26 protein-coding genes are annotated in these 25,715 nt (G+C 43.7%); 14 read left to right on the plus strand and 12 right to left on the minus strand.

Annotated features, from left to right (window positions below):
* Positions 1-68: 68 nt before the first annotated feature.
* Positions 69-605, minus strand: coding sequence for a Uma2 family endonuclease (locus F6K53_RS05025; RefSeq protein WP_293027167.1), 537 nt, complete (start codon positions 603-605; stop codon positions 69-71).
* A 144-nt stretch (positions 606-749) separates the two neighbouring features.
* Here F6K53_RS05025 and F6K53_RS05030 point away from each other — a divergent pair, with 144 nt between their 5' ends.
* Positions 750-1,571, plus strand: coding sequence for an Rpn family recombination-promoting nuclease/putative transposase (locus F6K53_RS05030; RefSeq protein ID WP_293080017.1), 822 nt, complete (start codon positions 750-752; stop codon positions 1,569-1,571).
* A gap of 304 nt (positions 1,572-1,875) precedes the next feature.
* Here F6K53_RS05030 and F6K53_RS05035 read toward each other — a convergent pair whose 3' ends face one another.
* Entirely contained in the window at positions 1,876-2,130 is a 255-nt protein-coding gene (locus F6K53_RS05035) for a hypothetical protein (protein ID WP_293080020.1), read from the minus strand.
* A 310-nt stretch (positions 2,131-2,440) separates the two neighbouring features.
* Between F6K53_RS05035 and F6K53_RS45705 the strand changes: the two genes are divergently transcribed.
* The 3 genes from F6K53_RS45705 (at position 2,441) to F6K53_RS05055 (ending at position 4,335) form a co-directional block, all read left to right on the plus strand.
* Positions 2,441-3,568 carry a DUF433 domain-containing protein gene (locus tag F6K53_RS45705; protein ID WP_366511324.1) on the plus strand — a complete coding sequence of 376 codons (1,128 nt, stop codon included), beginning with the start codon at positions 2,441-2,443 and terminating at the stop codon, positions 3,566-3,568.
* Positions 3,565-3,960 carry a DUF5615 family PIN-like protein gene (locus F6K53_RS05050; RefSeq protein ID WP_293065471.1) on the plus strand — a complete coding sequence of 132 codons (396 nt, stop codon included), beginning with the start codon at positions 3,565-3,567 and terminating at the stop codon, positions 3,958-3,960. The genes F6K53_RS45705 and F6K53_RS05050 overlap by 4 nt, the downstream gene beginning before the upstream one ends.
* A gap of 150 nt (positions 3,961-4,110) precedes the next feature.
* On the plus strand, positions 4,111-4,335 hold the full coding sequence (locus tag F6K53_RS05055; protein WP_293065474.1) for a hypothetical protein: 225 nt from the start codon (positions 4,111-4,113) through the stop codon (positions 4,333-4,335).
* On the opposite strand, the gene F6K53_RS05060 is transcribed toward F6K53_RS05055, so the two are convergent.
* From F6K53_RS05060 to F6K53_RS05070, 3 genes are all read right to left on the minus strand, one after another.
* Positions 4,253-6,676, minus strand: coding sequence for an ATP-binding cassette domain-containing protein (locus tag F6K53_RS05060; RefSeq protein WP_293080023.1), 2,424 nt, complete (start codon positions 6,674-6,676; stop codon positions 4,253-4,255). The genes F6K53_RS05055 and F6K53_RS05060 overlap by 83 nt on opposite strands.
* Positions 6,677-7,108: 432 nt before the next feature.
* A complete protein-coding gene (locus F6K53_RS05065; protein ID WP_293065480.1) occupies positions 7,109-7,627 on the minus strand; it encodes a hypothetical protein in 519 nt (172 codons plus the stop codon).
* A 61-nt stretch (positions 7,628-7,688) separates the two neighbouring features.
* A complete protein-coding gene (locus F6K53_RS05070; RefSeq protein ID WP_293021846.1) occupies positions 7,689-8,285 on the minus strand; it encodes a hypothetical protein in 597 nt (198 codons plus the stop codon).
* A 229-nt stretch (positions 8,286-8,514) separates the two neighbouring features.
* Between F6K53_RS05070 and F6K53_RS05075 the strand changes: the two genes are divergently transcribed.
* Positions 8,515-9,129 (plus strand): TetR/AcrR family transcriptional regulator, encoded by a 615-nt coding sequence (locus F6K53_RS05075; protein WP_293065483.1) that lies wholly within the window; start codon positions 8,515-8,517, stop codon positions 9,127-9,129.
* 94 nt (positions 9,130-9,223) lie between these two features.
* Positions 9,224-10,243 (plus strand): dipeptide ABC transporter ATP-binding protein, encoded by a 1,020-nt coding sequence (locus F6K53_RS05080; protein ID WP_293080026.1) that lies wholly within the window; start codon positions 9,224-9,226, stop codon positions 10,241-10,243.
* A 49-nt stretch (positions 10,244-10,292) separates the two neighbouring features.
* Here the strand turns inward: F6K53_RS05080 and F6K53_RS05085 are convergent, their stop codons facing one another.
* The 4 genes from F6K53_RS05085 to bioB form a co-directional block, all read right to left on the minus strand.
* A complete protein-coding gene (locus F6K53_RS05085; RefSeq protein ID WP_070393137.1) occupies positions 10,293-10,799 on the minus strand; it encodes a transcriptional repressor in 507 nt (168 codons plus the stop codon).
* Between the two features lie 852 nt (positions 10,800-11,651).
* Complete coding sequence (gene lspA, locus F6K53_RS05090) at positions 11,652-12,155, minus strand: signal peptidase II (protein WP_293048376.1); 504 nt, start codon at positions 12,153-12,155, stop codon at positions 11,652-11,654.
* 232 nt (positions 12,156-12,387) lie between these two features.
* The gene (locus tag F6K53_RS05095; protein ID WP_293021857.1) at positions 12,388-12,972 is read right to left on the minus strand and encodes a biotin transporter BioY; all 585 of its coding nucleotides are present in this window, start codon (positions 12,970-12,972) and stop codon (positions 12,388-12,390) included.
* A 15-nt stretch (positions 12,973-12,987) separates the two neighbouring features.
* Positions 12,988-14,145 (minus strand): biotin synthase BioB, encoded by a 1,158-nt coding sequence (gene bioB / locus F6K53_RS05100; RefSeq protein ID WP_293065624.1) that lies wholly within the window; start codon positions 14,143-14,145, stop codon positions 12,988-12,990.
* Positions 14,146-14,351: 206 nt separating this feature from the next.
* Between bioB and F6K53_RS05105 the strand changes: the two genes are divergently transcribed.
* The 7 genes from F6K53_RS05105 (at position 14,352) to F6K53_RS05135 (ending at position 21,345) form a co-directional block, all read left to right on the plus strand.
* Positions 14,352-15,320: a PstS family phosphate ABC transporter substrate-binding protein gene (locus tag F6K53_RS05105; RefSeq protein WP_293021858.1), complete on the plus strand. Its 969-nt coding sequence runs from the start codon at positions 14,352-14,354 to the stop codon at positions 15,318-15,320.
* A gap of 282 nt (positions 15,321-15,602) precedes the next feature.
* Positions 15,603-16,610, plus strand: coding sequence for a phosphate ABC transporter permease subunit PstC (gene pstC, locus F6K53_RS05110; protein WP_293042737.1), 1,008 nt, complete (start codon positions 15,603-15,605; stop codon positions 16,608-16,610).
* A complete protein-coding gene (gene pstA, locus F6K53_RS05115) occupies positions 16,610-17,518 on the plus strand; it encodes a phosphate ABC transporter permease PstA (protein ID WP_293065491.1) in 909 nt (302 codons plus the stop codon). The genes pstC and pstA overlap by 1 nt, the downstream gene beginning before the upstream one ends.
* Positions 17,519-17,615: 97 nt before the next feature.
* Entirely contained in the window at positions 17,616-18,446 is an 831-nt protein-coding gene (pstB, locus tag F6K53_RS05120; RefSeq protein WP_293042743.1) for a phosphate ABC transporter ATP-binding protein PstB, read from the plus strand.
* 69 nt (positions 18,447-18,515) lie between these two features.
* Entirely contained in the window at positions 18,516-18,686 is a 171-nt protein-coding gene (locus tag F6K53_RS05125; RefSeq protein ID WP_293080029.1) for a hypothetical protein, read from the plus strand.
* Positions 18,687-18,809: 123 nt separating this feature from the next.
* A complete protein-coding gene (gene psb27 / locus F6K53_RS05130; protein ID WP_364415405.1) occupies positions 18,810-19,214 on the plus strand; it encodes a photosystem II protein Psb27 in 405 nt (134 codons plus the stop codon).
* Positions 19,215-19,863: 649 nt separating this feature from the next.
* Complete coding sequence (locus F6K53_RS05135) at positions 19,864-21,345, plus strand: family 10 glycosylhydrolase (protein WP_293021865.1); 1,482 nt, start codon at positions 19,864-19,866, stop codon at positions 21,343-21,345.
* Here the strand turns inward: F6K53_RS05135 and F6K53_RS05140 are convergent.
* Complete coding sequence (locus F6K53_RS05140; protein WP_293042749.1) at positions 21,278-21,463, minus strand: hypothetical protein; 186 nt, start codon at positions 21,461-21,463, stop codon at positions 21,278-21,280. The two genes, F6K53_RS05135 and F6K53_RS05140, sit on opposite strands and share 68 nt — an antisense overlap.
* Positions 21,464-21,568: 105 nt before the next feature.
* Complete coding sequence (rpe, locus tag F6K53_RS05145; RefSeq protein WP_293042750.1) at positions 21,569-22,276, minus strand: ribulose-phosphate 3-epimerase; 708 nt, start codon at positions 22,274-22,276, stop codon at positions 21,569-21,571.
* Between the two features lie 273 nt (positions 22,277-22,549).
* On the opposite strand from rpe, the gene F6K53_RS05150 reads away from it, so the two are divergent.
* A complete protein-coding gene (locus F6K53_RS05150) occupies positions 22,550-23,014 on the plus strand; it encodes a CAAD domain-containing protein (protein WP_293021868.1) in 465 nt (154 codons plus the stop codon).
* 601 nt (positions 23,015-23,615) lie between these two features.
* Here F6K53_RS05150 and F6K53_RS05155 read toward each other — a convergent pair.
* Positions 23,616-24,806 carry a HetZ-related protein 2 gene (locus F6K53_RS05155; protein ID WP_293065499.1) on the minus strand — a complete coding sequence of 397 codons (1,191 nt, stop codon included), beginning with the start codon at positions 24,804-24,806 and terminating at the stop codon, positions 23,616-23,618.
* Positions 24,807-25,715 lie beyond the last annotated feature (909 nt).

The following is a 25,715-nucleotide window of genomic DNA, read 5'->3' on the forward strand; positions in this document are numbered from 1 at the left end:
AAACAGTGTGTTAGGGTGAGCGTAACGAACGAAAAACGCACCCGACAAGAGCGAGTAATCCCCCTCAGTTATCGCTGTCGGGTCATGGCGATGACTGCTTCCACTGTAAAGTCTGAGATAGTGTCAAGGGTCGGGAGTATGTCAGTTCCGGCAAACACCAGTGGTAGTTCCTGGTTTTCCCAAACCCAAATTTGCTGTCGCTGAATATCGATTAGCCAAGCCAGCTTAGTGCCGTTGCTCAAGCAGTGCAGAATTTTGTTCTGTAGGTCTAATGTGCTTTGGTCAGGGGAGCGAATTTCAATTAACCAGTCCGGTGAACCTTGCAGGGGGCCATCTTGATCCTGGAAGCGATCGCGTTTAACAACTACAATATCTGGTACCGGAGATAAGGGAGGAATGATGCACCGGAGTTCTTGAATCGCAACGCAAGCATGGGTTTGATTGTTAATGGCGTTTACGAGGTTGCGCTGGAGGCGGGAATGAAACAATGTTGGCATCGGTTTTTGCTTCGGCTGTCCATGGATGAATTCCCAAGCAGGAGAAGCTTCTATGTTGGGTTGTTGGAGAAAAGCATCTAAGGAGTTAGTAATGCTAGGTGATTGCATAATTAAGTTATCTGCAAAGGCACACAAAGGGGGTGTAATGTATATTTATAATATGGGTTAGTTTGTTAGGTTTACTTAAGTTGAAAACCGCTATAGTTTGGATAGTATACTTAGAGTATACCACGTTTAGTGGAGAACTAAGTAATGACATTTATCAGCCCCAAAACCGACTTTGCCTTCAAAAAAATCTTTGGATCCCAGGAAAGTAAACCGATTCTGATTAGCTTTCTCAATGCTCTGGTCTACCACAATCAACCTCTGATTCAAGACCTGGAAATTATTGACCCTTATCAGTCTTCTCCTCTTCCAATCCTCAAAGACTCTTTCCTCGATGTGAAGGCCAAACTTAGGAATGGTTCTTTGGTGATTATTGAAATGCAGGTTTTGCAGGTAGAATCCTTTGCTAGAAGAGTTTTATACAATGCTACTAAAGCTTACTCTCTACAGTTAGGTAAAGGAGAAGGCTACCGTTATCTCAAGCCAGTTATTGCTCTGACAATTACCGATTTTGTCATGTTTCCTGAGCATAATCAGATAATTTCTAATTTCAAGTTACGAGAAGAAACTACCAACATCAACTACATCGAAAATCACTTGCAGTTAGTGTTTGTGGAACTACCGAAGTTTGAGAAGCAGTTGGAGGAGTTAGAGCAATTAGATGAGTTGTGGATGTATTTTCTAAAAAATGCGCCTTCCTTAGAAACGGTGCCACCGCAAATGGCCGAAAAACCTGAGTTTCAACAGGCATTTGGGATTGCTTCTGAGGCAAATTTAAGTAGGAAAGATTTGGAGGAATTAGGAAAAAGAGAGATGTTTATTCATGACCAACAAGGGCTAGTTATTTTTACAGAAAAACAAACTAAGAACGAAATAGCACGCCAACTTTTGCCTCTGTTAGATAATGAAACGATTAGCCAGACTACTGGCTTACCTGTAGAGGAAATTGAGAAGCTGCGAGAAGGTTGAGCGGTTTGAAAGGAGTAGGGTGGGCAAATTATGAAAGTTTGACCAAGTAATCAGTTTTCATGTCGATTTGCCCACCAGACAAGAGCGATCGCACTTAATTCTACATTCTTAATTCTACATTCTTAATTCTACATTCTTAATTCTACATTCTTAATTCTACATTCTAACCAAAAAAAATAGCCGCAGAACTATGTTCCACGGCTAGGAATTGTTACCTATGTCTCAACCTTGTAAACCCATTCGGACGTGATCCGATGTGATTGGCCTTTGGCCAGGGGGGGAAACCCCCCCAAAATTTAAGCCCTTAACCCAGCATTAAGTATTTCGTCATTACCGTGATGAATTCCCCAGGAATGTCAGTTGGCTGAAGGGGGCTCCACTCGTCAATTTGGGCGTAACCCCGCGCATAAAGGGTATGCATGGTGTTGGTTATTGCCCGGCGAGAGCCCTTAAGAATGTGCTTAATCGGGTATTTTTTTTTGGAAGGTTCCTGAGGAGTATTACTAGGAGTAATCTCCTCAGGATTGTTTTCTGGGTTAGGGCGGAAGTTGTCAGACATAGTAAAAAAAACGTTTTAAGGTTTACAATTATAATCATAACTATTATGAATTATTTTGTCAAGGAATTTTAGATTTTTTTTTGAGGTTTATTGATAGAAAATGTACGGTTATGGAATTAAGAATTAAGAATTAAGAATTAAGAATTAAGAATTAAGAATTAAGAATTAAGAATTTCCGACTCCCGATTCCCGATTCCCGATTCCCGATTCCCGACTCCCGACTCCCTATATTTTCCTGTGTTAAAATAATTCGACATTGGGTTTCATGCATTTACTAGTTAATGCTATATAATGAACTGGAGGGTAATCGGTGAGTGATTCAACGTGCTTAATCGAAATCTCAAGCCATCAGGACTTAGTGCCCAGTGCGGATGTGGTGTTTGTTCACGGGCTGGGAGGGGATGCTATAACCACCTGGCATCCCCAGGGAAAACGGGATGATGATGACTACTGGCCAGTTTGGTTAGGAAAAGATAATTTATGCGTTAACATCTGGTCTTTTGGGTATCAGGCTGAAGCGACAAACTGGAAAAGCAACAGCAGTATGCCCCTTTTCGATCAAGCGAGTAATTTATTAGATTGGTTAGATAGCCGCGAGCTCGGCCAACGTCCATTAATCTTTATTACTCACAGTATGGGCGGGCTTTTAGTCAAAAAAATGCTCAACAGTGCCTTGACCTTTCAAAAGCAAGCTATTCTTGAGCAGACGAAAGGGATTGTATTTCTGGCTACTCCCCACACTGGGGCTCATCTAGCTAATTTAATTGATAATATTAGCGTTCTGACACAAACCACCGTAAGTGTAAAGGAACTCAAAGCTCATTCCCCTCAGTTACGGGAATTAAATGAATGGTATCGAGAAAATGTCCGGAGTTTAGGCATTGCCACAAAGGTCTACTATGAAACTCAGCCTGTCAAAGGGATTTTGGTGGTAGACCCAGATAGTGCCAACCCCGGCATTGAAAAAGTGAAGCCGGTTGCCATACCAGAGAATCACATTGACCTATGTAAACCAGAGTCTCAAAACAGTCTGCTCTATCTTGGTGTCAAGAAATTTATCAAGGAATGCCTCAAAACAAAAGAGACAGCTATAATAATCCGCACAGAATGGGGATTAACCATTGCCGGAACACGTATCACTCTCTACGATGTGATGGATTATGTCACAGCTCAGTATCCACCCAAGTTAATTGGGGATGTTCTTAACCTCACTAACGAACAAGTAAGCGCTGCACTATCATACATTGAAGAAAATCGTACCCAAGTCGAAGCAGAGTATCAAACTATTTTGCAAGAGGAACAGGAAAACCGACAGTATTGGGAACAACGGAATCGAGAACACTTTGCTCGCATTGCAACAATGCCCCCTAAACCCGGTCGAGAAGCGTTGTGGGCAAAACTCCAGGAACAGAAAGCAAGACACGGACAGAAAGCATGATTTTCTTGATTGATCACAATCTTGAGAGACATGCAAAAGTTTTGTTAGGCAACATTGCTAATCAAGGTTGGCTTGAGACTCTCCCCATCCGTTTTGTCTACTTTCAAGAGGTTGAGCTAGCAATCGATAGCAATGATCGAATTGTTTGGCGCTTTGCTCAAGCCAATCAGATGATTATATTAACAGCCAATCGAAGAATGAAAGGTAAGGATGCATTGGAGAAGGTTTTGCGTGAAGAAAACAACTCTAATTCCCTTCCTGTGATCACAATTGGCAATGCTAATCGGGTCTTGGATGAAGGAGCCTATCGGGATAAATGTGTAGACCGGCTACTTGAAATTGTGATTGACATCGAGAATTATATGGGAGTAGGTCGGCTCTTCATTCCCTAAGATAGCATTGGAAACCAGTGTTATTATGATCAGAGATTAATTCATCGTAGGGTGGGCAGTGCATAAAACCAATTTAAAACCTAACAATCCTAAAATTAAGCACTGCCCACCGACAGTAAATTAACTATAAAATTAATCCTCTGGTGGGCAGTGCCTCAGATAAATTTAAAACCTAAAAATCATCAAGGTAAGCACTGCCCACCCTACATCTCCTCCCGATTCCCGATTCCCGATTCCCGACTCCCGATTCCCGATTCCCGATTCCCGATTCCCGATTCCCGATTCCCGACTTCTAGAAAATATCCTTCCGCTTCTGTAATCGAAAAGCGATTATTAAATAAACCCCTGTGTGTAAGCACAGTAGTAGCCAATTAAGAATCAAATTTTGCCAAGTGGCATCATAAACTGGTGTTGCTTCAAAGGGAGGAGGGGGAAGCTTTAATCCGAACCTGGAAGACTGTTCTGGTACCATGCTATTCACATTTACCAGGGCACCGTAAGCTCCCATTGACCAACGACTTACCATCAGCCAAGATAGTGTACTGGCTAATCCTTTTAGTTTAAAAATAACTCCAGAAAAAATAATCTGTGGTAGCAAAATTAATGGTATAGTATTATTGGCTTCACTTTCATTTTTAACCAATGTCGATACCATCAGACCTAAACTGGTAGCAGCGATAATCGTTAAAAAAGTAGTGATTCCCAAGCCAATTTTCCAATCCAGTAGTACAGAGGTAGGTGACTTAAACCCATAGAGCACAATAGTAACAATCAAGATAGTTTGTAAAATAGCTAAGCCAGACCGAATCAATACTTTGGAACCAAGATAGGGAAATAACCCTAAATTAACCAGTCGCTCTCTGGCATAAATACTGGACTCTTTCACAATTTCTTGGAGTGAACTAGATAGTCCTACCCAAAGGGCAGCACAGGTAAAAATAAACAGTACCCGTAGCGCTAGAGGTGCTTGGGAGATCTCTGGAGAATTCAGTTGAGCTAAAGGGTCTTTCCCTGACAAGGTGAGAATAATCAAGCTAATCCCAATGGGAGCAGTTAGTAATGCTAGGGCAACACTCCGCATATCCCGCACTACTAGTTTTAGATAGCGCTGACTGAGCAACAGCAGTTGCTTGAGTTTGAGTTGCTTGAGTTGCTTGAAAACAGGAATACCAGCACTTTTGCTAGGGATTGACGTCGATAGCAACCTTTGACCAGGACTGAGGTGTGCTGAAATGTAGGTCTTGTAACCAGGTGAGCTGAGAAACTGCTGATGCCAGTTTTCACTATTCTCCTCAAGTTCCTCCGGTGTTTCCCCTTGCTCTAGCTTGAGGTAAATATCAGGGAAGTATCTTAAGTCTGGAGATGGCATCTTAAAAAAGTCCATCGCTTCTGTGGGAGGACCAAAGTAACACAACCGTCCACCCCGACCCATAAAGGCAATGCGATCGCATACGTCAATATTCGCAGTAGCATGAGTCACCAGCACCACTGTTCGTCCCTGATTCGCTAATTCTCGCAATAGCTGCATCATTTCCTTATCCAGTCCTGGATCTAGACCAGACGTAGGCTCATCCAGAAAGAACAGTTTCGGATCAGCCAATAATTCCACAGCAATACTGACTCGTTTCCGTTGTCCCCCACTGAGATTACCCACAAGAGTGTTTCTCACAAAATCCAGTTTGACTTGTGACAAAGTTTGCTTCACCACCTGTTTCACATCAGTATCTGGTGGTAATCGTAATTCACAGGCATAGGTTAGTACTTCTTTTACCGTTAAATCCCGATGGACAATATCATCTTGGGGAACATAGCCAATTTGTGAGCGATACTGATTAAAATGCTGTCGCAAATCTTGGCCATTGATAAATACAGTACCATTAGTAATTGGTGCAATTCCTAATAGCGTTTTCAGTAACGTAGATTTACCAGTGCCACTACCTCCTACCAACGCCACTAACTGACCTGGTTCAATCGGCATCGAAACCTGATTCAGAATAGTCCGTTTTTTGCCTAATTTATAATTAACCTCACGCAGCAATTTATCAGCATCAATCCGAATTTGATTACCTTGATCAACTAATTCTAAAGTATCCTGCCTCAACAGTAATATAAACGGACCAATCCGAATCGTATCCCCATCCTTAAGTAACACTGGTTTATGGATTAACGTGTCATTGATAAAGGTGCCATTTCTGCTATAATTATTAATCTGATAATTGCTTGCTGAAATTTTGATGATGGTAGCGTGAAGGGTGGAAACTGTAGGTGCATCTAATTGCCAACAGTGGGAAAGTTCAGGATTAGGAGAACGACCCAATTGCACTGGCCAATTTTGAACAGTTGCCAAGGAAAGCTGCCGTTTATTTGGCGTAACCCTTGGTTGACTATGGGCAGGATTAAAGTAAGTGAGGCGAATGTAATCCCGAGGATTTTGTCCAATAGTCAACTCCGCACCATGTTTGAGAAGATACCCATCAGTGATACGAGTGTGGTTAACAAATACTCCATTAGTACTAGGATTTGCCCCATCACCATCAAAGATGCGATAATCCTCTCCCTCTTGAAGCAGAAAAGCATGGCGTTGGGAGACAATAGTCCAGCCTTTTTCAGGAATATCGAAATCTGACCAAGTGCGATCGCGTCCTAATCGATAAAATCCTTTCTCAAGAGAAAAACGAAGTACTTGACCTTGATTGTTTAGCTCTAGATATATCATTGTAATATATAGCACTCTCAATCGGATGAGGTACCTCGCCCTTAGGGTTTTAGGGAGCTAAGGCCGTGGGCTAATAAAATTGAATGTACCTCATAGCTATTATAAACGCTAGATAATTTTTATTTGAGATGTAAACATAGGATTGATCTAAAAAGCAAACTTATTCCTTCTAATTCTTAAGCAGTCAGCGGTCAGCAGTCAGCGGTCAGCTTTCCTTAACTCAGATTAAACTATAGCGGTTTTTATTCTAATGAGGTACACAAGATTTTTACCCTATTAGCTCTTAGCTCTTACGTCTTCTGACTTCACTGCTCCCTGCTCCCTGCTCCCTACTCCCTCAAAAAATGTACCTCACCTAATTGAAAACCGCTATAATGGTTAATTGTGTTATTCAAAAGCTGACCGCTGAATACTTACGAATGTTAGGCACTGTTAGCTAGCCATAGCGGATTTGGTAGCAAACGTGATAATGCCAACACCAACAACAACCAAAAAGAAAGCGAAATATACAAACGTCTTTGAATAGGGTTGGCTTGCTATTACTTTATCGTTACTACTCTTGTTACTATTCATAGCTCCGCGAACAGAAATAAATAGTAAAGGAAGAGAAACAATCATTCCCAATACTTCAATTACAAATAGCGCCTGAGGCATGGGATCTGGCGAGACTGGAAATAGTGTTCCTAAATCTAGGGCGTATACGATAAAATAGGAAATGCCACATAACCCAGACACAATGAACGCCCACTTCAAATCTTTGAAGATAAAGTAAACAATCAAAAGGCTGACTATTACTAGGGAAGTTAAAAAGGTATTAAATATACCCAATATCAACGGGTCAATATGTGAGAAACTCCTTGTTTCAATTAAACCACCAGGAACAAGAGATGCCAACAATCCAAACGATAAAACCAAGAGTGCAGATACCAGATGTCTAATAGTTATCGTCATTGTAATTACCTCATAACTAGAATTATTGCTGTCGAACATCACAGATCAGTCGCAGAAAATCTTATAGGGTTTCCCTAGGGCGATAAGGGGTTTCCTTAAGCAAATGACTGACCAATATTTTTAGAAAAAACAAAGGCAGAAACCATTCCAGACCAGGAATTGGGGGAAATAGATAGCGATCGCCTAACAGCCCTAAGCTGTAAAGCCCTAGCGCCACTGGACGTTGAAGATAAAGGGGAGACCGCAAAATCAAGACCGATGCCCCCAACAGGTAGCTGGAGACACCAATAAAGAATCCCCAATCTCCCCCACGAAAGAGCAGGGCCACTAACAAGACATGGATGACATGAACAGACACAAATCCTAAATGCTGCTGCCAACCCTGTTCCGGTCGGTGATACCAACGCTTAGCCGTGGAGGTAGCATTGGTGAGGACACCCCCCACTAAATCCAGGGCAAGAACAGCGATCAGTCCTAATTGCAACGGGGTCCACTGTATTGGGAGGGTCAGGGCGTAGGTTGGAGCTGCTACCAAAGCCACCAGCGACGGTACAAATTGTATGAGCAACTCAGCTTGGGTTGCCCCTGGTCCGGTGAAGCGATCAAGCAAACCTTTCAGACCAGAGCGAGGGGAAGGACAAGTCAGCTCAGAGTGCATTAACCTAACCTCATAACAGTTGTTATTATTAACATAACAACTGTTATGATAAGCTGTCAATAGACATTGACACTGTGTTTCTGTCCGACTTTATATCTGGTGTATATCTGGTTATAGTAGTCGGCAGGGCAGGCGCGGACATGACAAAAGTCTCAAACCTAAGTAAGCGCAATAGTTTTACTTCTGACTTCTGACTTCTGACTTCTGACTTCTGCTATAGTTCCCTTTGATGCTCATGTCCCAACAGGATCGCCGCCTTGAAGTTTCTGAAGCCGCCTGGCGAGTTATTGTCCGAGAAGGGTTAGATCGCACCAGTATGCGGGCGATCGCCCAAGAGCTGGGTTGCACCACGGGAGTTGTTACTCACCACTTTCGAGATAAGCAGGAGCTGATTCTCTTTGCCCTTAATCAAGTAACTCAGCGTCTGCAAAAAACCATGCAGACTGCAACAGAGCACGCTAGGGGAGTGGATCGACTAGTAGAAATGCTATCTGCGTTTTTGCCACTAGACACTCAACGGCAAGATATTCTCAAGGTCTGGGTCGCTTTTTTGGGGTATGCCATTGGACGAGAAGCCTTGATGGCTGAGCATCAACAGAGTGCTGCTCAGCTCCGTGAGGTGATTATTCAAGAGTTGAAAGCTCTACAGTCAGCCAAACTGATTCGAGCTAACATAGAGCCAGAGTTAGAAGCCAACGCCCTGTTAGCCCTAGTGAATGGGGTTAGCCTCGACTCCCTGATTCAAGCCAAACGCCTTAGCCCTGACCAGCAGCAGATTGTAATTCGGCGCTACGTTAACGAGTTGCTGTCTACCCATGCTATTTCTGGCTCTGGTAATTCCTAATCAAGACAAGTTTGTATTGTCAAACATTAAAGCAATGGCATGTGAACCTTAACCAAAAGGCTAATATGATTGCGATTAAGAATTAAACAATCACATGACAGCAGCACAGCTAGACAACCCCAAGCCCAACCCAAAAAACAACAGTCTGTTACACATAGAAAACCTACAGATGCACTTCCCTATCACCCAAGGAATCATCTGGCAAAAGCAAATTGGCTCCATCAAAGCTGTCGATGGACTCAACTTCCAGATCAACCGTGGCGAAACCTTAGGCTTAGTAGGAGAATCTGGCTGTGGCAAAAGTACCACTGGACGAGCGATCCTACAACTATACCGTCCCACAGCCGGTCATGTTTACTTTGAAAATATCGACCTAACCCAGCTAGACGCTGAATCCCTGCGCCAGATGCGCCGCCGGATGCAAATGATTTTTCAAGACCCCTATGCCTCCCTCAATCCCAGGATGACCGTAGGAAGTATTGTCGGTGAACCCCTGCAAATTCATGGGTTAGCCACCGGTAAACAAAAACAAGAACGAGTCCAGTCCTTACTAGAAGTCGTAGGACTCAATCCCCAGTTTATCAATCGCTATCCCCACGAATTCTCTGGGGGTCAGCGTCAGCGGATTGTGATTGCTCGCGCCTTAGCGTTAAACCCTGACTTTATAGTATGTGATGAACCGATTGCTGCTTTAGATGTATCCATTCAAGCCCAAGTGGTTAACTTGATGCAGTCGTTGCAAGCAGAATTTGGATTAACTTATCTATTTATTGCTCACGATTTAAGTATAGTGCGCCACATTTCTGACCGGGTGGCAGTAATGTACCTAGGCAAAATAGTAGAACTGGCAGATCGCGTCTGTTTATATGAGAACCCCTTGCATCCCTATACCCAAGCATTAATCTCAGCCGTACCAATTCCTGACCCTGAACTTGAGCATCAACGGGAACGTATTATCCTAACAGGGGATGTACCCAGCCCGAGCAATCCCCCCAAAGGTTGTCGGTTTCACACTCGCTGTCCCATGGTAATGGATACTTGTCGGCAAGACCCAGAACCAGAGTTTAAAGATGCAGGTAGAGGACATTATGTTGCTTGTCATTTAGTCCATTGACAAGAGGATCTTAGTATAGCGCTTATCATAGGACTAACCACTCACAAAACTAATGTTCGTCCATCGCAATGGATCGAGAGCAACGCCAATTACTCGGTAGAGCCGAAGGCCATCCCATCCGCAGGGCTTCTGGGCAAATAGTATGAATGGTCAGCTGGCAATCAATTAGCTGCAAGCCTTCTTTTTCTACCTGCCTCATCCCTTGTTTCAAGATTGAGTCATTCTTGAATTCAACGGTCTGGTTACACTGAATACATACCAGATGATGGTGATGATGGGGAAAAGGCTGATTGAGTTCATAATGTTTATGCCCTTCTGCCAATTCCAATTCCCGCAGGATGCCCATCCGTGACATTAACTTAACGCTACGGTAAATTGTAGATAAGCTGATTCCTTCTCCTCGTTGGTCGAGCAATTCGTGAAGTTCCTCAGCACTCAGATGGGTTCCTCTCGGTAAATTTTGGAAAACGTGGAGAATGGTCTCCCGTTGCGGTGTCATACGCCAACCTCGAGCATTGAGTTCGGCCTTGAGTGAAGCGGCAGTATAGTTAGCCATGGTAACCCTCTCAAAAACGAGCCATTATTGACAATATTAAATAATTATTTCTCTCACTTGCAAGAAAATTTCCTAATTGAGAATAAATAGTAAAGGATTATTGGTTACTTTTGAGAATAGGCCAGGCACGGATCGAGCTCTGATACAGGGATACAACGAAAATACCAAATCCAGCTTTACGATCGGGATTTGGCAAATAAGTTAGGAAAAGGGCGAATAACTGAAAAAGGGGGAACAGAGGGAAGACAGGGAACAGGGTTAGGGAAGCAGATTGACCATAACCCTTGTGTATTGTGGCTTGTATGTTATGACTATGTTATTGCCCGATACTTTTTAGCTACCAAAGTCTACCAAGATAAACTTTAGTCCGCCAATGCAAGATGCTTTCACATCCAGGGGGTATCTCCCAAAGCTCTAACGGAATATCCCGCGAGCGCCATAAAAATGTCAACAAAGTTGGTTCCACCGGGATAGAGAGCGCAACTATTAAACCCTTGGTTTTCGGCTTTAATTTAAGTTACATAATAATCCCTGTCGGTGTTACCCTAATTTAAGTCTAACAAATAATAAGAGTTTTTGCTCACGGGGTGACAACAAAGCTCAAACCTAGATAGGTGTTAGGTTTTAGGTTTTAGGTATTGGGGAAATTACAGCAATGAGTCATTTGTATTTCCCAGGAATTGAAGCAATTTTCACCATACAACGTCAATGATAGTTTTAATCAATCCATCCCGCTTGACAATTTTACCTAACACCTAACCCCTAAAACCTAACCCCTGTAAGATTTTCAATTAGCTTGTCACCCCCTGAGGAGTTTTTGGTAGACTCTGCGACGTTTTCTTGTGCTGTTTACTAACCCCTCTCCCTAGATTTTGGCGATTGATGCTTAAAACTTGCAATAAGTAAGCAGACAATACCTAGGTTGATACACACATCGGCCACATTAAATACCGGAAAGTTAATCAACCGAAAATGGAGGAAATCCACAACGCAACCCGTGACTGTCTGGTTATCTACCAAACAACTGTTGAAAAAACGGTCTATGCCATTCCCTAATGCTCCTCCCAGTATGAAGCCATAACCAAGCTGTTCCAACCTAATCAGCTTTGGCCCAAACCAAGCTAGGCCGATTAAACCAAGACTCACAGCTAAGGAAAGCCAGCGTAACCAGCTGCCGTCTTCACTAAAGAGACTGAAAGCGGCACCAGTATTAGTCACATAGGTAAAGTGAAACACTCCTTGCCACAGGGGTAGAGTCTCATCCAATTCAAAATTCTGCACCACCCAATATTTAGTCAGCTGATCCAGAATCAGACCAATAGCAGCAGCAAACCAACACAGGGGGTTTTTTTTCATTAGTCATTAGTCATGATAGCATTTATTGATTGGGTCAGGTACTTACTAGGAGTAGGGAGTAGGGAGTAGGGAGTAGGGAGTAGGGAGTAGGGAGTAGGGAGTAGGGAGTAGGGAGTAGGGAGTAGGGAGTGTCAAAGTCGTTTTACGCATCAAGGGTGGGTAAGTCCTTTAGTGATTAGTTTTTTGTTAATTAACCCTTATCAATTAACAATTGTATTTTGACCAATGACTTTTAATAAAACATTAACTGCCGTAGAGCAAATGCCACAACGGTGACAGAACAAACTACCACTAGCTGACTCGGTAAAGGCGAAATGGTATATTTCATGATCGCTTCCATGAGAGGCATAGCCCCAAGCACTGACCAATTGATGCCGTGGAAAATCATCAAATAGCCGACACCATAGGTATGGATGGTTAGTAGACCACACAGGCAGCTAAAGGCCAATGTTTCGACTCGTGCTTGTACCCGAAAGGCTAAAAAACCACACACCCAGGCTCCAGCAATAAAGCCTAGTATGTATCCAAAGCTCGGTTCTTTGATATAGCCAATACCTCCACCTTGAGTAAAGACTGGCAGGTTCAAGCCGATGACAACATAGGCAATTTGAGAAAGAGCACCAGCATTTCTGCCTCCTAAACAAGCAGCTAGTAGGACTGCTCCAATCTGATAGGTAACCCCTAAGGATATAGTTTGAACACCTTGAGTTGACCAATCCCAGGGTGGATTGGAGACAAAGAAGGCTTCTAGAAACGTGCCGCCGATGGTCAGCAGCAAACCAATTATGGCCCACAAAATCTCATTGGGAGCAGACACAGTTACATCGATAATCTATTTATTCTGGGAGTTATATTCTCCGGGAATCGGAGCTTCACCACCGGTTAGACCCAAAGAGTCCAGCATAGCGTGGTCTTGCTCTGGTGGCTGTCCCAGAGTGGTGAGGTAGTGTCCAATCAGCATAGCATTGATTCCGGATTTTAGCCCTTTTGCCTGCAATTCACCCATCACAGCTTCTCGCCCACCAGCATAGCGCAGGATTTGCTCAGGTAGGATCATCCGGAAAATTGCGATCGCTTTTAGTGCTTCATAGGGGTCTAGCTTCCCAGATTCTCCCAAAGGGGTTCCCGAGCGAGGATTGAGCAAATTCAGAGGTACTGATTCCACCTTTAACTCCCGCAGGGCTAGAGCTAAATCCACTCGGTCTGCCCAGCTTTCCCCCATGCCCATAATCCCACCAGTGCAGGCTTGAATCCCCACTGATTTCAAGTTCTGGATCGTCTCGACGCGATCGCGCCAGCTGTGAGTAGTGACAATTTCTGGGAAAAACCGCTCTGAGGTTTCTAAGTTGTGGTTGTAGCGAGTTACCCCAGCTTCTTTCAGGGCTTGGGCTTGTTCCGAGGTGACTTCTCCCAAAGCACAGCAAGGCTTAATGCTTGTTTCGGCAATAATCTCCCGTACCGTTTCCAGAATTTGTTCAAACTCTTTCGATTTAGGACTACTGTACTTTGGTCCACGTCCCTGACTCACTAGGCAAAAACGTTTGGCTCCAGCCGCTTCAGCTGCCTTAGCTTGAGCCATTATCTCTTGCTTAGACTTAAGACCATAAATCGGGGAATCAACGCCAGGATGGTGAGCCGACTGGGCACAGAAGCCACAATTTTCTGAGCAACCACCAGATTTGACATTGACGATACTACACAAATCCACCGTATTACCACAGCAGGCTTGGCGCACTTTGTCAGCTGCTTGGCACAGCAGCAATATATTATCCTGCCCTTCCAGTTTGGTCAGGGCTAAGGCTTGCTCTCTAGTAATGCGATCGCCTGCAATAATCCCCTGAGTTAGCTTTTGCAGCCACTGATTCAGGGATGCTGGGGATGTTGAGCATTTTTCTGGTGTACTTGCTGGTGTACTTGCTGGTGTACTTGATAAATCTACAGATACACCTACAGCAGTTGACAAAGGTGCTTGAACCACAGTATCTCCCACATATCTCAGCTTTAAAGGCACCCCTCACTATACCACCTTAGAGTAAGTTAGCTAGTGAAACCTACTACACCAACTCAAAATTTAACCTTTTCTTAATTATAATTTAACCTAATGCTTAACCAACTCTTTATGGTAGAGCGGTACACTCCGGCTGTGACGCCTAAAAAAATCAAGCCAATTCCATGTTGTCTCAAAAGAATTATTCATTGTCAATAGCATTGATCACCACCTTAGCCATGGGGATTACCTCCTGTGGTGGTTCAAGCCCTAAAGTTAAGGTGGATGGTTCCAGCACTGTATTTCCCATCTCTGAGGCAATGGCGGAAGAGTTCCAGAAAGCCAATCCGGGAATCCTTGTTAATGTCGGTGTCTCTGGTACTGGTGGTGGATTCAAGAAATTTTGTGCTGGAGAAACCCATATTTCCAACGGCTCCCGTCCGATCAAAGAATCAGAAATAGAACTTTGCAAGAAGGGAGGAATTGAGTACATCGAATTACCCATCGCCTTTGATGGACTCTCTGTAGTAGTTAACAAAGAAAATAACTTTGCTAGCTGCCTAAAAATTTCTGAACTCAAAAAAATGTGGGAGCCAGCAGCTCAAGACAAAATCAAAAACTGGAAGCAAATTCGTCCTGGTTTCCCTGATACCAAACTAGGACTTTATGGCCCAGGAACTGACTCGGGAACCTATGACTACTTTATGGAAAACACGGTTGGTAAAGACAAGGGCTCTCGGGGCGACTATACCGCTAGTGAAGATGACAATTTGCTTGTTCAAGGGGTATCGAATGATAAGGGTGGACTAGCCTTCTTTGGTTACGCCTACTACGAAGAAAACAAAGATAAACTCAAACTTTTAAAGATTAATGGAGGAAGTGGTTGCATTGCTCCTAGCACAGCAACTATTGCCGATGGAAGTTACAAACCTCTAGCTCGCCCAGAGTTTATCTACGTCAATAAAGAGGCGGCAACTCAACCTGAAGTTAAAGCATTTGTAGAGTATCAGTTGGCAGCAGCAAATTCCAAATTAATTTCAGAAGTTGGCTATGTTCCCATGCCAGAAGATATTATGATGCTGGTGAGGAAGCGCTTTAGCGACGGCAAAGTTGGTACAGTCTTTTCTAATGCTCCTAAAGGCTCCAAAGTGAAACAGCTATTGATGAAAGGGAAATAAATAATAGTAAAGGATGCATTAAAGGATGAAGGCTGAAGGCTGAAGGCTGAAAAGAACCAAGTTGCTAAGTCACCTTGTAAGTCACCTTGATAGATATCACCACTACACCTATGAGTAGAATTATTTCATTCCTCACACTTGATTCCTCACACTTAATTTATCACAATTGAGCCTTCATCCTTTATCCTTTAGCATTCGCACTGCATCCTACCCTAATATAATGCTATCAAGCGAACACACTTGCTCCTTCAAACTTGCTCCTTCACACTTAATACTTTACTGATGTCTACCACTCCCTCATCTTTTGAGTCATCAGACTCTGAGATGTTTCGACCAAACCGGCAGTTAAACAAGCGGGTAGAACTGGTAGTAAAAATAATTTTTGCTACCTTTGCCTTGGTTTCTGTCGCAACTACCATCGGCATTGTTCTAACCCTAATATTTGAAACAGTAGGATTTTTCCAAGAAGTATCACTCTTGAAATTCCTTACTGATAAAGCATGGACTCCCTTGTTTCCTAATCCGAAGTTTGGCATTTTTGTGCTGATTAGTGCCACCTTCCTGACCTCTGTAATCGCGCTGATGGTGGCATTACCTCTGGGATTGCTTGCAGCTATCTACTTGAGTGAATATGCATCTAGTGGTATCCGTCGCTGGCTCAAACCTGCCCTAGAAATATTAGCAGGGGTTCCTACGGTAGTATTTGGTTACTTCGCTCTGATGGTAGTTAGCCCTTTCTTAAGAGATTTTATTGGTTTTATTAATTGGGTTATAGCATTGATGGGTCGGGTTATACCTATTCCGGAGTCATTTGCTATTCCAGATTTACAAGGATTCAATGCCTTAAGCGCTGGGATTGTTTTAGGAATAGCCATTATTCCTATGATAGCTTCCCTCAGTGAAGATGCTATCTATGCTGTACCCAATAGCTTAAGACAAGGTGCTTATGCCTTGGGGGCAACTAAACGAGAAACCATTATCGGAGTAGTAATACCAGCAGCATTATCTGGAATTGTTGCTTCCTTCGTACTAGCGGTTTCCCGTGCTGTCGGTGAAACCATGATTGTTAGCATCGCTGCGGGTCAAAATCCCACCTTGGGACTGAATCCCCTAGTACCAGTGATGACCATGACAGCCTATATTGTTCAGGTAAGCTTAGGAGATACACCAGCAGGTTCCCTAGCCTACAAAACTATTTTTTCTGTAGGCATGACCCTGTTCTTACTGACCTTAGCCCTAAATATCTTTAGCTTTTGGTTTGTCCGTCGCTTCCGGGAGAAATACGACTAATGGCACAAGACCTAAAACCTCTAGGAGACGATTCCCCAGGTTACTTCAACCTGGCGCTAACCAAGCGCTACAACTTTGATAAAATCTTCGCCTTTGCTGCCTGGGTTGGCATCTTTTTTGGGCTAGCCATACTCGCAGTATTGCTGATTGATGTTTTTAGGGATGGTCTGCCCCGGCTCGATTGGCAATTTATCACCAGTCCTCCCTCCCGTAAACCAGACCAAGCCGGTATTTTTCCTCCTTTAATCGGTAGTGTCTGGCTGTTGGTGATAACAGCAATGGTCTCTTTTCCCTTGGGAGTAGGGGCAGGTATTTTCTTAGAAGAATATGCCACTGACAACCTGTTGACCCAGATTATTGAAATCAACATCGCTAACCTAGCTGCTGTACCTTCAATTATTTACGGCTTATTGGGTTTACAAGTATTTGTCCGGTGGTTGGAACCCATTACTAATGGTAGGAGCATACTAACTGGTTCCCTAACCCTGTCCTTGTTAATTCTGCCCATCATTATTGTTGCCACCCGTGAAAGTCTACGGGCAATTCCCAATAGTTTGCGTCAAGCGGGTTATGCCTTAGGAGCAACTCGCTGGCAAGTGATTCGAGAGCATATTTTTCCTCTCGCTTTACCTGGTATCCTGACAGGAACCATTTTGGCACTGTCAAGGGCAATTGGGGAAACTGCTCCTTTAATCACTATCGGAGCATTGAGCTTTATTACCAGGCCGCCCATGAATCCACAAGATCCATTTACTGCACTGCCAATTCAAGTTTACAACTGGATATCCCGTCCCCAAGAAGCCTTCCACACTAACGCGGCTGCGGGAATTGTTATGTTGATAGTAGTGCTGTTGGTCATGAATGCCGGAGCAATTTTCCTGCGCAATAAATTCCAAAGCAATAGATAAAAAGTCAATATCCCCACTATTAAAATACAGATTCAAAGGGATGGAAAAGTTTTCAGTTTTGATTTCAAAAGTTGACAATTACACAGAGGATTTAAATATGAATTATAACCAAGTTATGGACTGCACAACTTCGTCTGTAGAAGTACAATATCCGGTTTTACGGGCTGAAAAAGTTTCCGTATACTATGGATCATTTTTAGCAGTCAAAGATGTCTATTTAGATATTCCGAAAAAACAAGTTACCGCCTTTATCGGACCGTCTGGTTGTGGAAAAAGCACCTTGTTGCGATGTTTTAATCGCTTAAACGACCTGATTCCAGGAGCACGGGTGACAGGTAGAATTACCTTCCATGGCGAAAATCTCTATGATAAAAAGTTTGACAACAGCATTGAAGAAGTACGTCGCCGCATTGGCATGGTATTCCAAAAGCCAAACCCTTTTCCCAAATCCATTTATGAAAATATTGCCTTTGGAGCCCGGATTAACGGCTATCAAGGGGACATGGATGAATTAGTGGAGCGCAGTCTTCAACAAGCTGCCCTCTGGGATGAAGTCAAAGATAAACTAAGACAGAGTGGTCTGTCTCTATCTGGCGGTCAACAACAGCGTTTGTGTATTGCTCGCGCCTTAGCCATTAAGCCAGAAGTGTTGTTGATGGATGAACCCTGCTCTGCTCTTGACCCCATCTCCACCCTCAAAGTGGAAGAACTAATGCACGAGCTGAAAGAGAAATACACGATTGTTATCGTTACCCACAACATGCAACAAGCTACCCGAGTAGCAGACATGACCGCTTTCTATAACGCTAGGGCAACGGAAACAGGTGGCAAACAAGGCTATTTAGTAGAGTTCAATAGAACTGAAGTCATCTTCCAAAATCCTCAGCAGGAAGCAACCAGGGACTATGTTAGTGGGCGTTTCGGCTAAATCCCCCTAACATTTTGCCCTAACATGGGGCGTTGCTTAATAATGGAATGATTTTAAGAGTTTTGTGGAATGGGCATCTTGCGTGGAATGGGCATCTTGCGTGGAACTGGCATCTTGCCAGTTTCATGCTTATTTTCGGGCGGGCAGGATGCCCACTCTACTCCTATTCACAAGAAGATTAAGCAACGCCTAACATCGAGCGAAACCTTGCGTTTCAAACCCAACTCCTGGGAGATTTGATCTGAGACTACACATCCCATGGCAACAGGCCCGTGGGATTTTTTTTTCTGATGGGGATGATCCCCCCAGTACCAATTCAAGATAGGATCAAATCTGATTATAAAATTGGATTTGTTGTCAATCATGCGAATAAAGCGCTACTTATCAGGTTTTATTGCCCTGGTACTGGTTATGGTTATCGGTTTAACTGGTTGTGCCTCAAGTGGTACAGGCTTAACAGGAGATTACCGTCAGGATACAATAATTGCTCTACAAGAATTAAGACAAGCCCTTGAATTACCAGAAGATTCACCAGATAAGACGGCAATTCGTGAAAAAGCAACTCTACTGATGAATGACTATGCTTCGCGCTACCGCAGAGATAGAGCTGTGTCTACCCTTAATTCCTTCACTACCATGCGAACTGCTGTCAATTCCTTGGCTGGTTACTACAGTTCCTATCCCAATCGCCCTTTACCGAAAAAGGTGAAGGATCGTCTAGAGCAGGAATTTTCCCAAGTAGAGCGTTCTCTCAAACGGGGCGCTTAAGCTGTCGATACCTCGCCTAGAATAGGCGAGGCATAAGCTGGGTTAACAAAAAAACTGCGAGTAGAAACCTGTCCTATCTTCAGGTTTCTTGAGAACATCCCACCCAAGGGAGGGTAGGATTATCGATGATCTCAAAGTTTTGGCCAATTTTTTTATCTGCTCTCCCCCTAACTCTCATTATAAGTAAGAATTTTCCGGAACAGTAGGTAAGAGAGCTGAAAACAGTTAAAGATAATGCCAGCCGAAGCGCGGTTAGGGGTTAGACTAATGATTATATGGTTTATCACTACTACTAGGGCTTTAGTTAGCTAATAATCGACAATAATCAAACTTGCTTGACAAATTTAATGATATATGCATCAAATAAAACGATATAGATTTACCTCTGACCCCTCCCTTGGTGTTTCCCTTTCTATCCCTAAACCATATAATAACTAGCTAAAGCTAATTTTACCAAAAATCCCAGTTAAAAACCCCTGTGCAATAACGGCGGGGATGAAAACGAGTTAGTGACTTGCTGACCCTCTCGTAGTATCCGTTTAGAATCCCTGATGCTGCACCTGGGGCAGATTTCAAAAATATTGAACCAATCGGGGATGAGTTAGCTGGCTTTTGGCTAACTTTCTGTTCTTTTGTAGTGTTTCTAGGAATGTATAACAGTTTTGTTAAACGGAGGCAACACCGGCAAGGTCTACATCGTAGCTTGATTGCCGCCTTTGCAGTAGGAAGTAGTCTGTTGAGTCAGTGTTGGTTGGTACCAACCGCTGAGGCAAAAACAAAAGCTTATTGCCACTTTACTCAGGAAGCGATCGCTCAAAAAGAAAGCTTAAGAGTTAATTCCTTAAAGGACAACTCAAACTCTAAAATCAGCTACCAAACCATTATCCAGGAACACGCCAGTTTCTTACAGCAGTGTCGTTCCCAAACCTGGCCGAAGAATCAAGCCATTTGGGTGCGCTTATATCCCTGTGATGCTCGTCCTGGAGCCCTTGAGGAAACCCTCGACCGTATTGTTAACCAAGGCTACAATCAGGTCTACGTTGAAGTATTTTACGATGGTCGCGTCCTGTTACCAAAGGCAGATAATCGTACTCCTTGGCCGTCAGTCATACAACAACCGGGGAATGAGAACGTAGATTTATTAGCCCAGGCGATTCAAAAAGGTCGTGAGCGGGGTTTGCAGGTATATGCCTGGATGTTTACCATGAATTTTGGTTATACCTACGGTCATCGTGCCGAGCGGCAACAGATTCTTGCCCGCAATGGTCGGGGAGAGACCAGTTTGTCGGTAGTTAAGAATGGCTCTCAAGTATTTATCGACCCTTATAATCGACAAGCCCAGGTAGACTACTATGAGATGCTTAAGGGTGTATTAAAGCGACGCCCCGATGGGATTTTATTCGACTACATTCGCTATCCCCGTGGTTCAGGTTCCCAGTCTGTGGCCAGCAGTGTCAAGGATCTTTGGATTTACAGTGATGCAGCTAAGCAAGCCCTGTATCAACGGGCTGGTAACAATCAAGGTAAGGAGCTAATTCGGCGCTATCTGAGTAAGGGTTCCATTAGTACTAGGGATATAAAAGCTGTCAAAAAGCTCTACCCTGATGAAAAAACTCCCCTGTGGCAAGGTCGCACTCCTTCCCCAAGAGAGAGTACTCGAACTATACAATGGCAGTTGTGGCAACTCAGTGTTGCTCACGCTGCCCAAGGGATATTAGACTTTCTCAAATTAGGTGAATTGGCAGCAGAGCGAGCTGGGGTACAAGCCGGTGCAGTGTTTTTCCCTGATGGCAACCAAGTTGTAGGTCGCATGGGTTATGATTCGAGACTACAGCCTTGGGAACATTTTCCCCGTTCCCTGGAATGGCATCCCATGTCTTATGGTGTTTGTGGTCACACCGGTTGTATTGCCAATTTAGTCAAACGGGTGTTTAAGTGGGCATCGTCGGAAACAGACGTAAAACCAGCATTAGCAGGAACTTGGGGAAGATCCATAAAAAATCGTCCTTCCCTAGAAAACCAGATGCAGGCATTGCGCCGAGTGACACCACAAATTAACTCAGTCAGCCATTTTGCTTTCTCTTGGCAAAATCCAGAATTTGACCGCGAGCGAAAGTTTTGCAGATTATAGCAGTTCGACCTTGACTGAGGTACTTATGACCTGAGGGGAGTAGGGAGTAGGGAGTAGGGAGTAGGTTTTTTAGATCAGGGTCAAACCCAACCCCAACCCCCTCATGAAGCTGCTGCATCGCTTCGACACACCCTACACCCCATACTCACGTCTTTGTTAAAAACCTACCCTTATCAGCCCCCTCGACCTCTGATTAAGATTGGCCTAATGGGGATAGTTCTGATTAAGCAGTTACTAACTGGGGTTCAGGACGCTTGCTGTTACGAATACCGCTAATGGCCTCTGCGTAATCTGGTGCCTTGAATACAGCTGAGCCAGCCACAATCGCATTCGCTCCGGCTTCTAGCACTTCCCAGGTATTGTTCACCTTGAGTCCCCCATCAACTTCAATCCAGGGAGAAAGACCACGCTCATCACACATCTGACGCAGTTTGCGGATTTTTGGCACAACTTCTTTGATAAAGCTTTGACCACCAAAGCCAGGATTGACGCTCATAATCAGGATCAAGTCACAGACTTCTAGGACGTACTCAATTAAATCCAAGGATGAGGAGGGGTTAAGTACAACACCTGCTTGCTTACCCAATTCTTTAATCTGACAGAGAGTTCGGTGCAGATGGGGTGAAGCGTTGTGTTCAGCATGAACGGATATAATATCAGCCCCTGCCTTAGCAAAGTCTGCGACATACTTTTCTGGTTCCACAATCATCAAGTGGACATCCAGTGGCTTTTCGGTAATCGGGCGAATGGCTTTAACAACTAGAGGACCAATGGTGATGTTAGGGACAAATCTACCATCCATTACATCAACATGAATCCAATCAGCCCCTGCGGCATCCACAGCCTTAATTTCTTCTCCCAGTCGGCTAAAATCAGCTGACAGGATAGAAGGGGCAATAACAACTTGCTTTTGGGATAGGGTGTTGCTCATGATTGGAGGTGTTCTCCTGGAAGCTTATTTTTTAGTATTTTAACAAAATCTTTAGATTTTCCCTAACGAGTTGTTGTGGTGCTGACCTACTTAGTGACCACTGGTCTCGTGACCAGTGGGCTATAAATCAGCCCATACCTACGGATGCTCACCCCTAGCAGGTCATGATGGAACTTTTGATAACATGGGCAACAGTTAGTCAGTCTGTAATTTTATGCAGCTGCCTTGCTCAAACGATAGAATATCCTGCTTTAATAGAATTTTGGAGGAAATATGGCGTCAAATCCCCAAGCATCTGCATATACTCAGAGCAGCACCAATGAAACTACCCTGGAGGATGAAAAACAGCTGAAAGTAGACCTCAAAGTTGACAAACCTGGTGCTATAGCCAAACTCACTGCTCCTGAGCCAGGACTGACCCAACCGTGGCAGGAATGGTTGCAAACTCTTACAGAAATTTTGTCACAATTGCCGGAATATATCGGCGGATTTGTTAGCAATTACCAAAAACCCTTGCTTACCGTTGGTCTTTTGCTGGCTGGGTTCATTACTGTTAAGGTCACGTTGGCGGTGCTGGATGCAATTAACGATATTCCCCTGATGGCACCGTTGTTTGAATTAGTGGGTATTGGCTATACCATCTGGTTTGTAGCTCGTTATCTACTCAAAGTCGAAACACGCCAAGAATTATCAGGGGAGATTCAATCCCTTAAAGGTCAGTTTATAGCTAAAAAGTGATATCTAGTTTGGTGGCATTAGCCCTTGTCAGGTGAGGAGTATAAAAAATAGGGCATGGACAATTGTCTCAATTGCTTTCCATGCCCTATTCCAGTAAATTAGTTTGACTAAATTAGTTTGACACTCCCCGGCCTAAAGGCGCGAGGATTATTTAGAGGAGGTACCCTTTTGGGGCATTGCTCGTAACAACTACCAACATGGGGTTGATAGTCCACTTGGCGGTGCCAATTGCCTCTACTCTCTCCGACAGAAATGTCATTGAGTCTACTTTTTTTTTGAAGTACTTTGATTCGCTTTCCGAAAAGACTCTTGCGTGGCATTGGGCTGGAATTGGAGTCTTAGACCGAGTCCCCATTTCGAGTAACTACCATTTAACCAAGGCGTCCCACTGCTGGGAGTTTCACCCTTCCTTTTCCCTTCATTGCGTTTTATGATATTCTAGCACAAAGCCGTCCTAGAAGGACGGGGTTTCAGACCCATTTTTTTTTGATGAAAGTAAATTGGTGTTGTTTGGCTGTAGCTCCTTGTAGCTATACTAATTAATACCTATCACTTATTGATCAATAATTAGCGGGATTGATTGGATAATAAAATTCAAACCTCAACTTGCCGAAGCACTGCGCAGGGCTTGAGCTGCTAGATAGAGTTTGTTCCATTCACCCATCACCTGGTTAGTTCTCCAGTTAAGATCGTTAGCGATCGCTTCGAAGGTATGACCAGCTTTCATCTTATCCAGCAACTGCTGTTGTTCAGGGGTCAGTTTTTGCTGATATTCTTGCCATTGCCTTGGGGTTAGTCCAAACCTGTGCTCAGTGTAGGATGTTTCCAGCCAACTGGCTACTAAGTCTGGCTGGCCTTTTACCCCATTGATGGAAAAGACACGAATGGCATGGTAGCTAATTTTTTCCCGTAGACGATAGACCTTCTTGATCGGCCAATTTAGGCGACGAGCGATCGCCTCTTGAGATTGACCTTGCAAGTAAAGTCGCAGCCAAAGGGCCGCCTCAGACCCTAAGTTTTTCTCTAAGTAAGCCTCAAATTCCTTAGATACGGACATCCTTAGGCTTTGTTTGTCTTCCCAAGCCTGCTTATGTTGATAATTAGTAATGGCTTGGTTATCCAATAGACTTACTGGGGCATCGGTTTCCCCTTCCGGGTTGATTGACTCTGACACTAAACGTACCATGTCTCCTTCTGGCACATGGGTCATACCGCCACGTTGAGACCGACGCAGAAAGTTGACAAACCGATAGACAACTAAGGGCTGGTTGCGAATCGGGCGCAGACAATACTCTTCAAGAGTAGTTAATAATAAAGCATTGCGCAGCGGTTCTTCCTTGGTACATTGTCTAATCCAGGCAATTTGCTTTTGGATATAGCGATCGCTATTTAATAATTCCTGAATCACTTCTTGGAGAACATCCACCACAGCCCTTTGGCGATCGCGACTTAGGGACACCCAAGTGCGGATTTTATTGCGTAAGGTAACTAGACTAGCTAAGCGGGTGGTCAAATTGCGATAGCAACGTTCTGGTGGCACCCCCAAGTAACGCTGTTGCAAAATTCTGTAACGATACTCCATTGCTTGGACAGCGATTACCAGTTTGCTCTGAGTGAGAGTGTCAAACCCCTCTTTATCTTCTCCAATTAACCACTGTACAATACTGGAGCTGGTGGCTGGATTTTGGTTGGGACAGTCACTCAACAAGCGCGACTGCCATTCTCTTTCCAGTTTATCCGCCAACTTTGCCATGACATTGCACTCCTTGGATCCCTGTTTTAAAGTTTGCATGACAACCCTCCCTGTTTCTACTCACTCGAAGTGGGTAGTGACTGCTTTCTATTTGACCACTAATTTCTAGGTATTGGAAGTGATCAAACTCCCATAACTACGCTTACGAAAGTCACACCAGTAGGATGATAGATAGCACGCCTGTCTGGAGATCTAGATCCTCTTTTAGATGTGTTCTAGATCACAAGCCCTAAATAGACTTCTGGGACATCCAGCAAGTTTTAGCTTCGTAAACTAGGGTAAGCACCACTATTTAGATATCACTGAGAATGATATGAATTATGCTGATAGCAGCCAATTGATATACCGTCACAGTATCTTCATAAGTATTTATCAAGCTTTTAGTTTAAAGGTGTTTCACCAGGGTAAACGCATCTTGTTGGGTAAGCGGGGGTAGTTCTCAATAAACCTAGCCTTATTGTGCTTATTGACAATTATTTTTATACATATAGTGTTTATTTAATTTAAAAAACACTATATATAGGATTTAAAAAATTAGATGGGTTTACCCTGGGTGTTTCACTGATTCGTCTACCCTGATAATCTAACCCTGACGATTTAGCTGAGTACACCCGATATCCCGGTAGCTCTTGACCTTAGGGATTACTATTTAACATACCTTCTTGAATCAGAGGAAATGCTCATACCTAATATTGAATATATCAGAAAACGCCCATCAGATCAGCTAACTTGATGCTGAAACAGGCACCCTGGGAATTTTACACAGGTTGGAATTACCGCTGTGCCTATGAATTCTATCCTCCAAGCTAGTCAACTGCTAATAGGTAAATCAGGAGTTCCCCATAGACAGTATATCCACCCAGACCTATCAAACGTCTGTAATTCTGATATCCCCGTTCGCCGTTGGCGGTTACCTATTGGCTAAAACCTTAATTTTTCCTTTCAGCT

The organism is Moorena sp. SIO4A1 (assembly GCF_010672065.1).
Lineage (GTDB): Bacteria > Cyanobacteriota > Cyanobacteriia > Cyanobacteriales > Coleofasciculaceae > Moorena.

What these genes read in the sequence shown, in the direction of transcription:
- pstB (WP_293042743.1), top strand. Translation starts at nt 17,616, where the DNA reads ATGAATTATAACCAAGTTATGGACTGCACAACTTCGTCTGTAGAAGTA.
- F6K53_RS05085 (WP_070393137.1), bottom strand. Translation starts at nt 10,799, where the DNA reads ATGGCTAACTATACTGCCGCTTCACTCAAGGCCGAACTCAATGCTCGA.
- rpe (WP_293042750.1), bottom strand. Translation starts at nt 22,276, where the DNA reads ATGAGCAACACCCTATCCCAAAAGCAAGTTGTTATTGCCCCTTCTATC.
- F6K53_RS05150 (WP_293021868.1), top strand. Translation starts at nt 22,550, where the DNA reads ATGGCGTCAAATCCCCAAGCATCTGCATATACTCAGAGCAGCACCAAT.
- psb27 (WP_364415405.1), top strand. Translation starts at nt 18,810, where the DNA reads ATGCGAATAAAGCGCTACTTATCAGGTTTTATTGCCCTGGTACTGGTT.
- F6K53_RS05060 (WP_293080023.1), bottom strand. Translation starts at nt 6,676, where the DNA reads ATGATATATCTAGAGCTAAACAATCAAGGTCAAGTACTTCGTTTTTCT.
- lspA (WP_293048376.1), bottom strand. Translation starts at nt 12,155, where the DNA reads ATGAAAAAAAACCCCCTGTGTTGGTTTGCTGCTGCTATTGGTCTGATT.
- F6K53_RS05030 (WP_293080017.1), top strand. Translation starts at nt 750, where the DNA reads ATGACATTTATCAGCCCCAAAACCGACTTTGCCTTCAAAAAAATCTTT.
- F6K53_RS05125 (WP_293080029.1), top strand. Translation starts at nt 18,516, where the DNA reads ATGGGCATCTTGCGTGGAATGGGCATCTTGCGTGGAACTGGCATCTTG.
- F6K53_RS05065 (WP_293065480.1), bottom strand. Translation starts at nt 7,627, where the DNA reads ATGACGATAACTATTAGACATCTGGTATCTGCACTCTTGGTTTTATCG.
- pstA (WP_293065491.1), top strand. Translation starts at nt 16,610, where the DNA reads ATGGCACAAGACCTAAAACCTCTAGGAGACGATTCCCCAGGTTACTTC.
- F6K53_RS05080 (WP_293080026.1), top strand. Translation starts at nt 9,224, where the DNA reads ATGACAGCAGCACAGCTAGACAACCCCAAGCCCAACCCAAAAAACAAC.
- F6K53_RS05025 (WP_293027167.1), bottom strand. Translation starts at nt 605, where the DNA reads ATGCAATCACCTAGCATTACTAACTCCTTAGATGCTTTTCTCCAACAA.
- F6K53_RS05050 (WP_293065471.1), top strand. Translation starts at nt 3,565, where the DNA reads ATGATTTTCTTGATTGATCACAATCTTGAGAGACATGCAAAAGTTTTG.
- F6K53_RS05155 (WP_293065499.1), bottom strand. Translation starts at nt 24,806, where the DNA reads ATGCAAACTTTAAAACAGGGATCCAAGGAGTGCAATGTCATGGCAAAG.
- F6K53_RS05070 (WP_293021846.1), bottom strand. Translation starts at nt 8,285, where the DNA reads ATGCACTCTGAGCTGACTTGTCCTTCCCCTCGCTCTGGTCTGAAAGGT.
- pstC (WP_293042737.1), top strand. Translation starts at nt 15,603, where the DNA reads ATGTCTACCACTCCCTCATCTTTTGAGTCATCAGACTCTGAGATGTTT.
- F6K53_RS05075 (WP_293065483.1), top strand. Translation starts at nt 8,515, where the DNA reads ATGCTCATGTCCCAACAGGATCGCCGCCTTGAAGTTTCTGAAGCCGCC.
- F6K53_RS05135 (WP_293021865.1), top strand. Translation starts at nt 19,864, where the DNA reads ATGTATAACAGTTTTGTTAAACGGAGGCAACACCGGCAAGGTCTACAT.
- F6K53_RS05140 (WP_293042749.1), bottom strand. Translation starts at nt 21,463, where the DNA reads ATGCAGCAGCTTCATGAGGGGGTTGGGGTTGGGTTTGACCCTGATCTA.
- F6K53_RS05035 (WP_293080020.1), bottom strand. Translation starts at nt 2,130, where the DNA reads ATGTCTGACAACTTCCGCCCTAACCCAGAAAACAATCCTGAGGAGATT.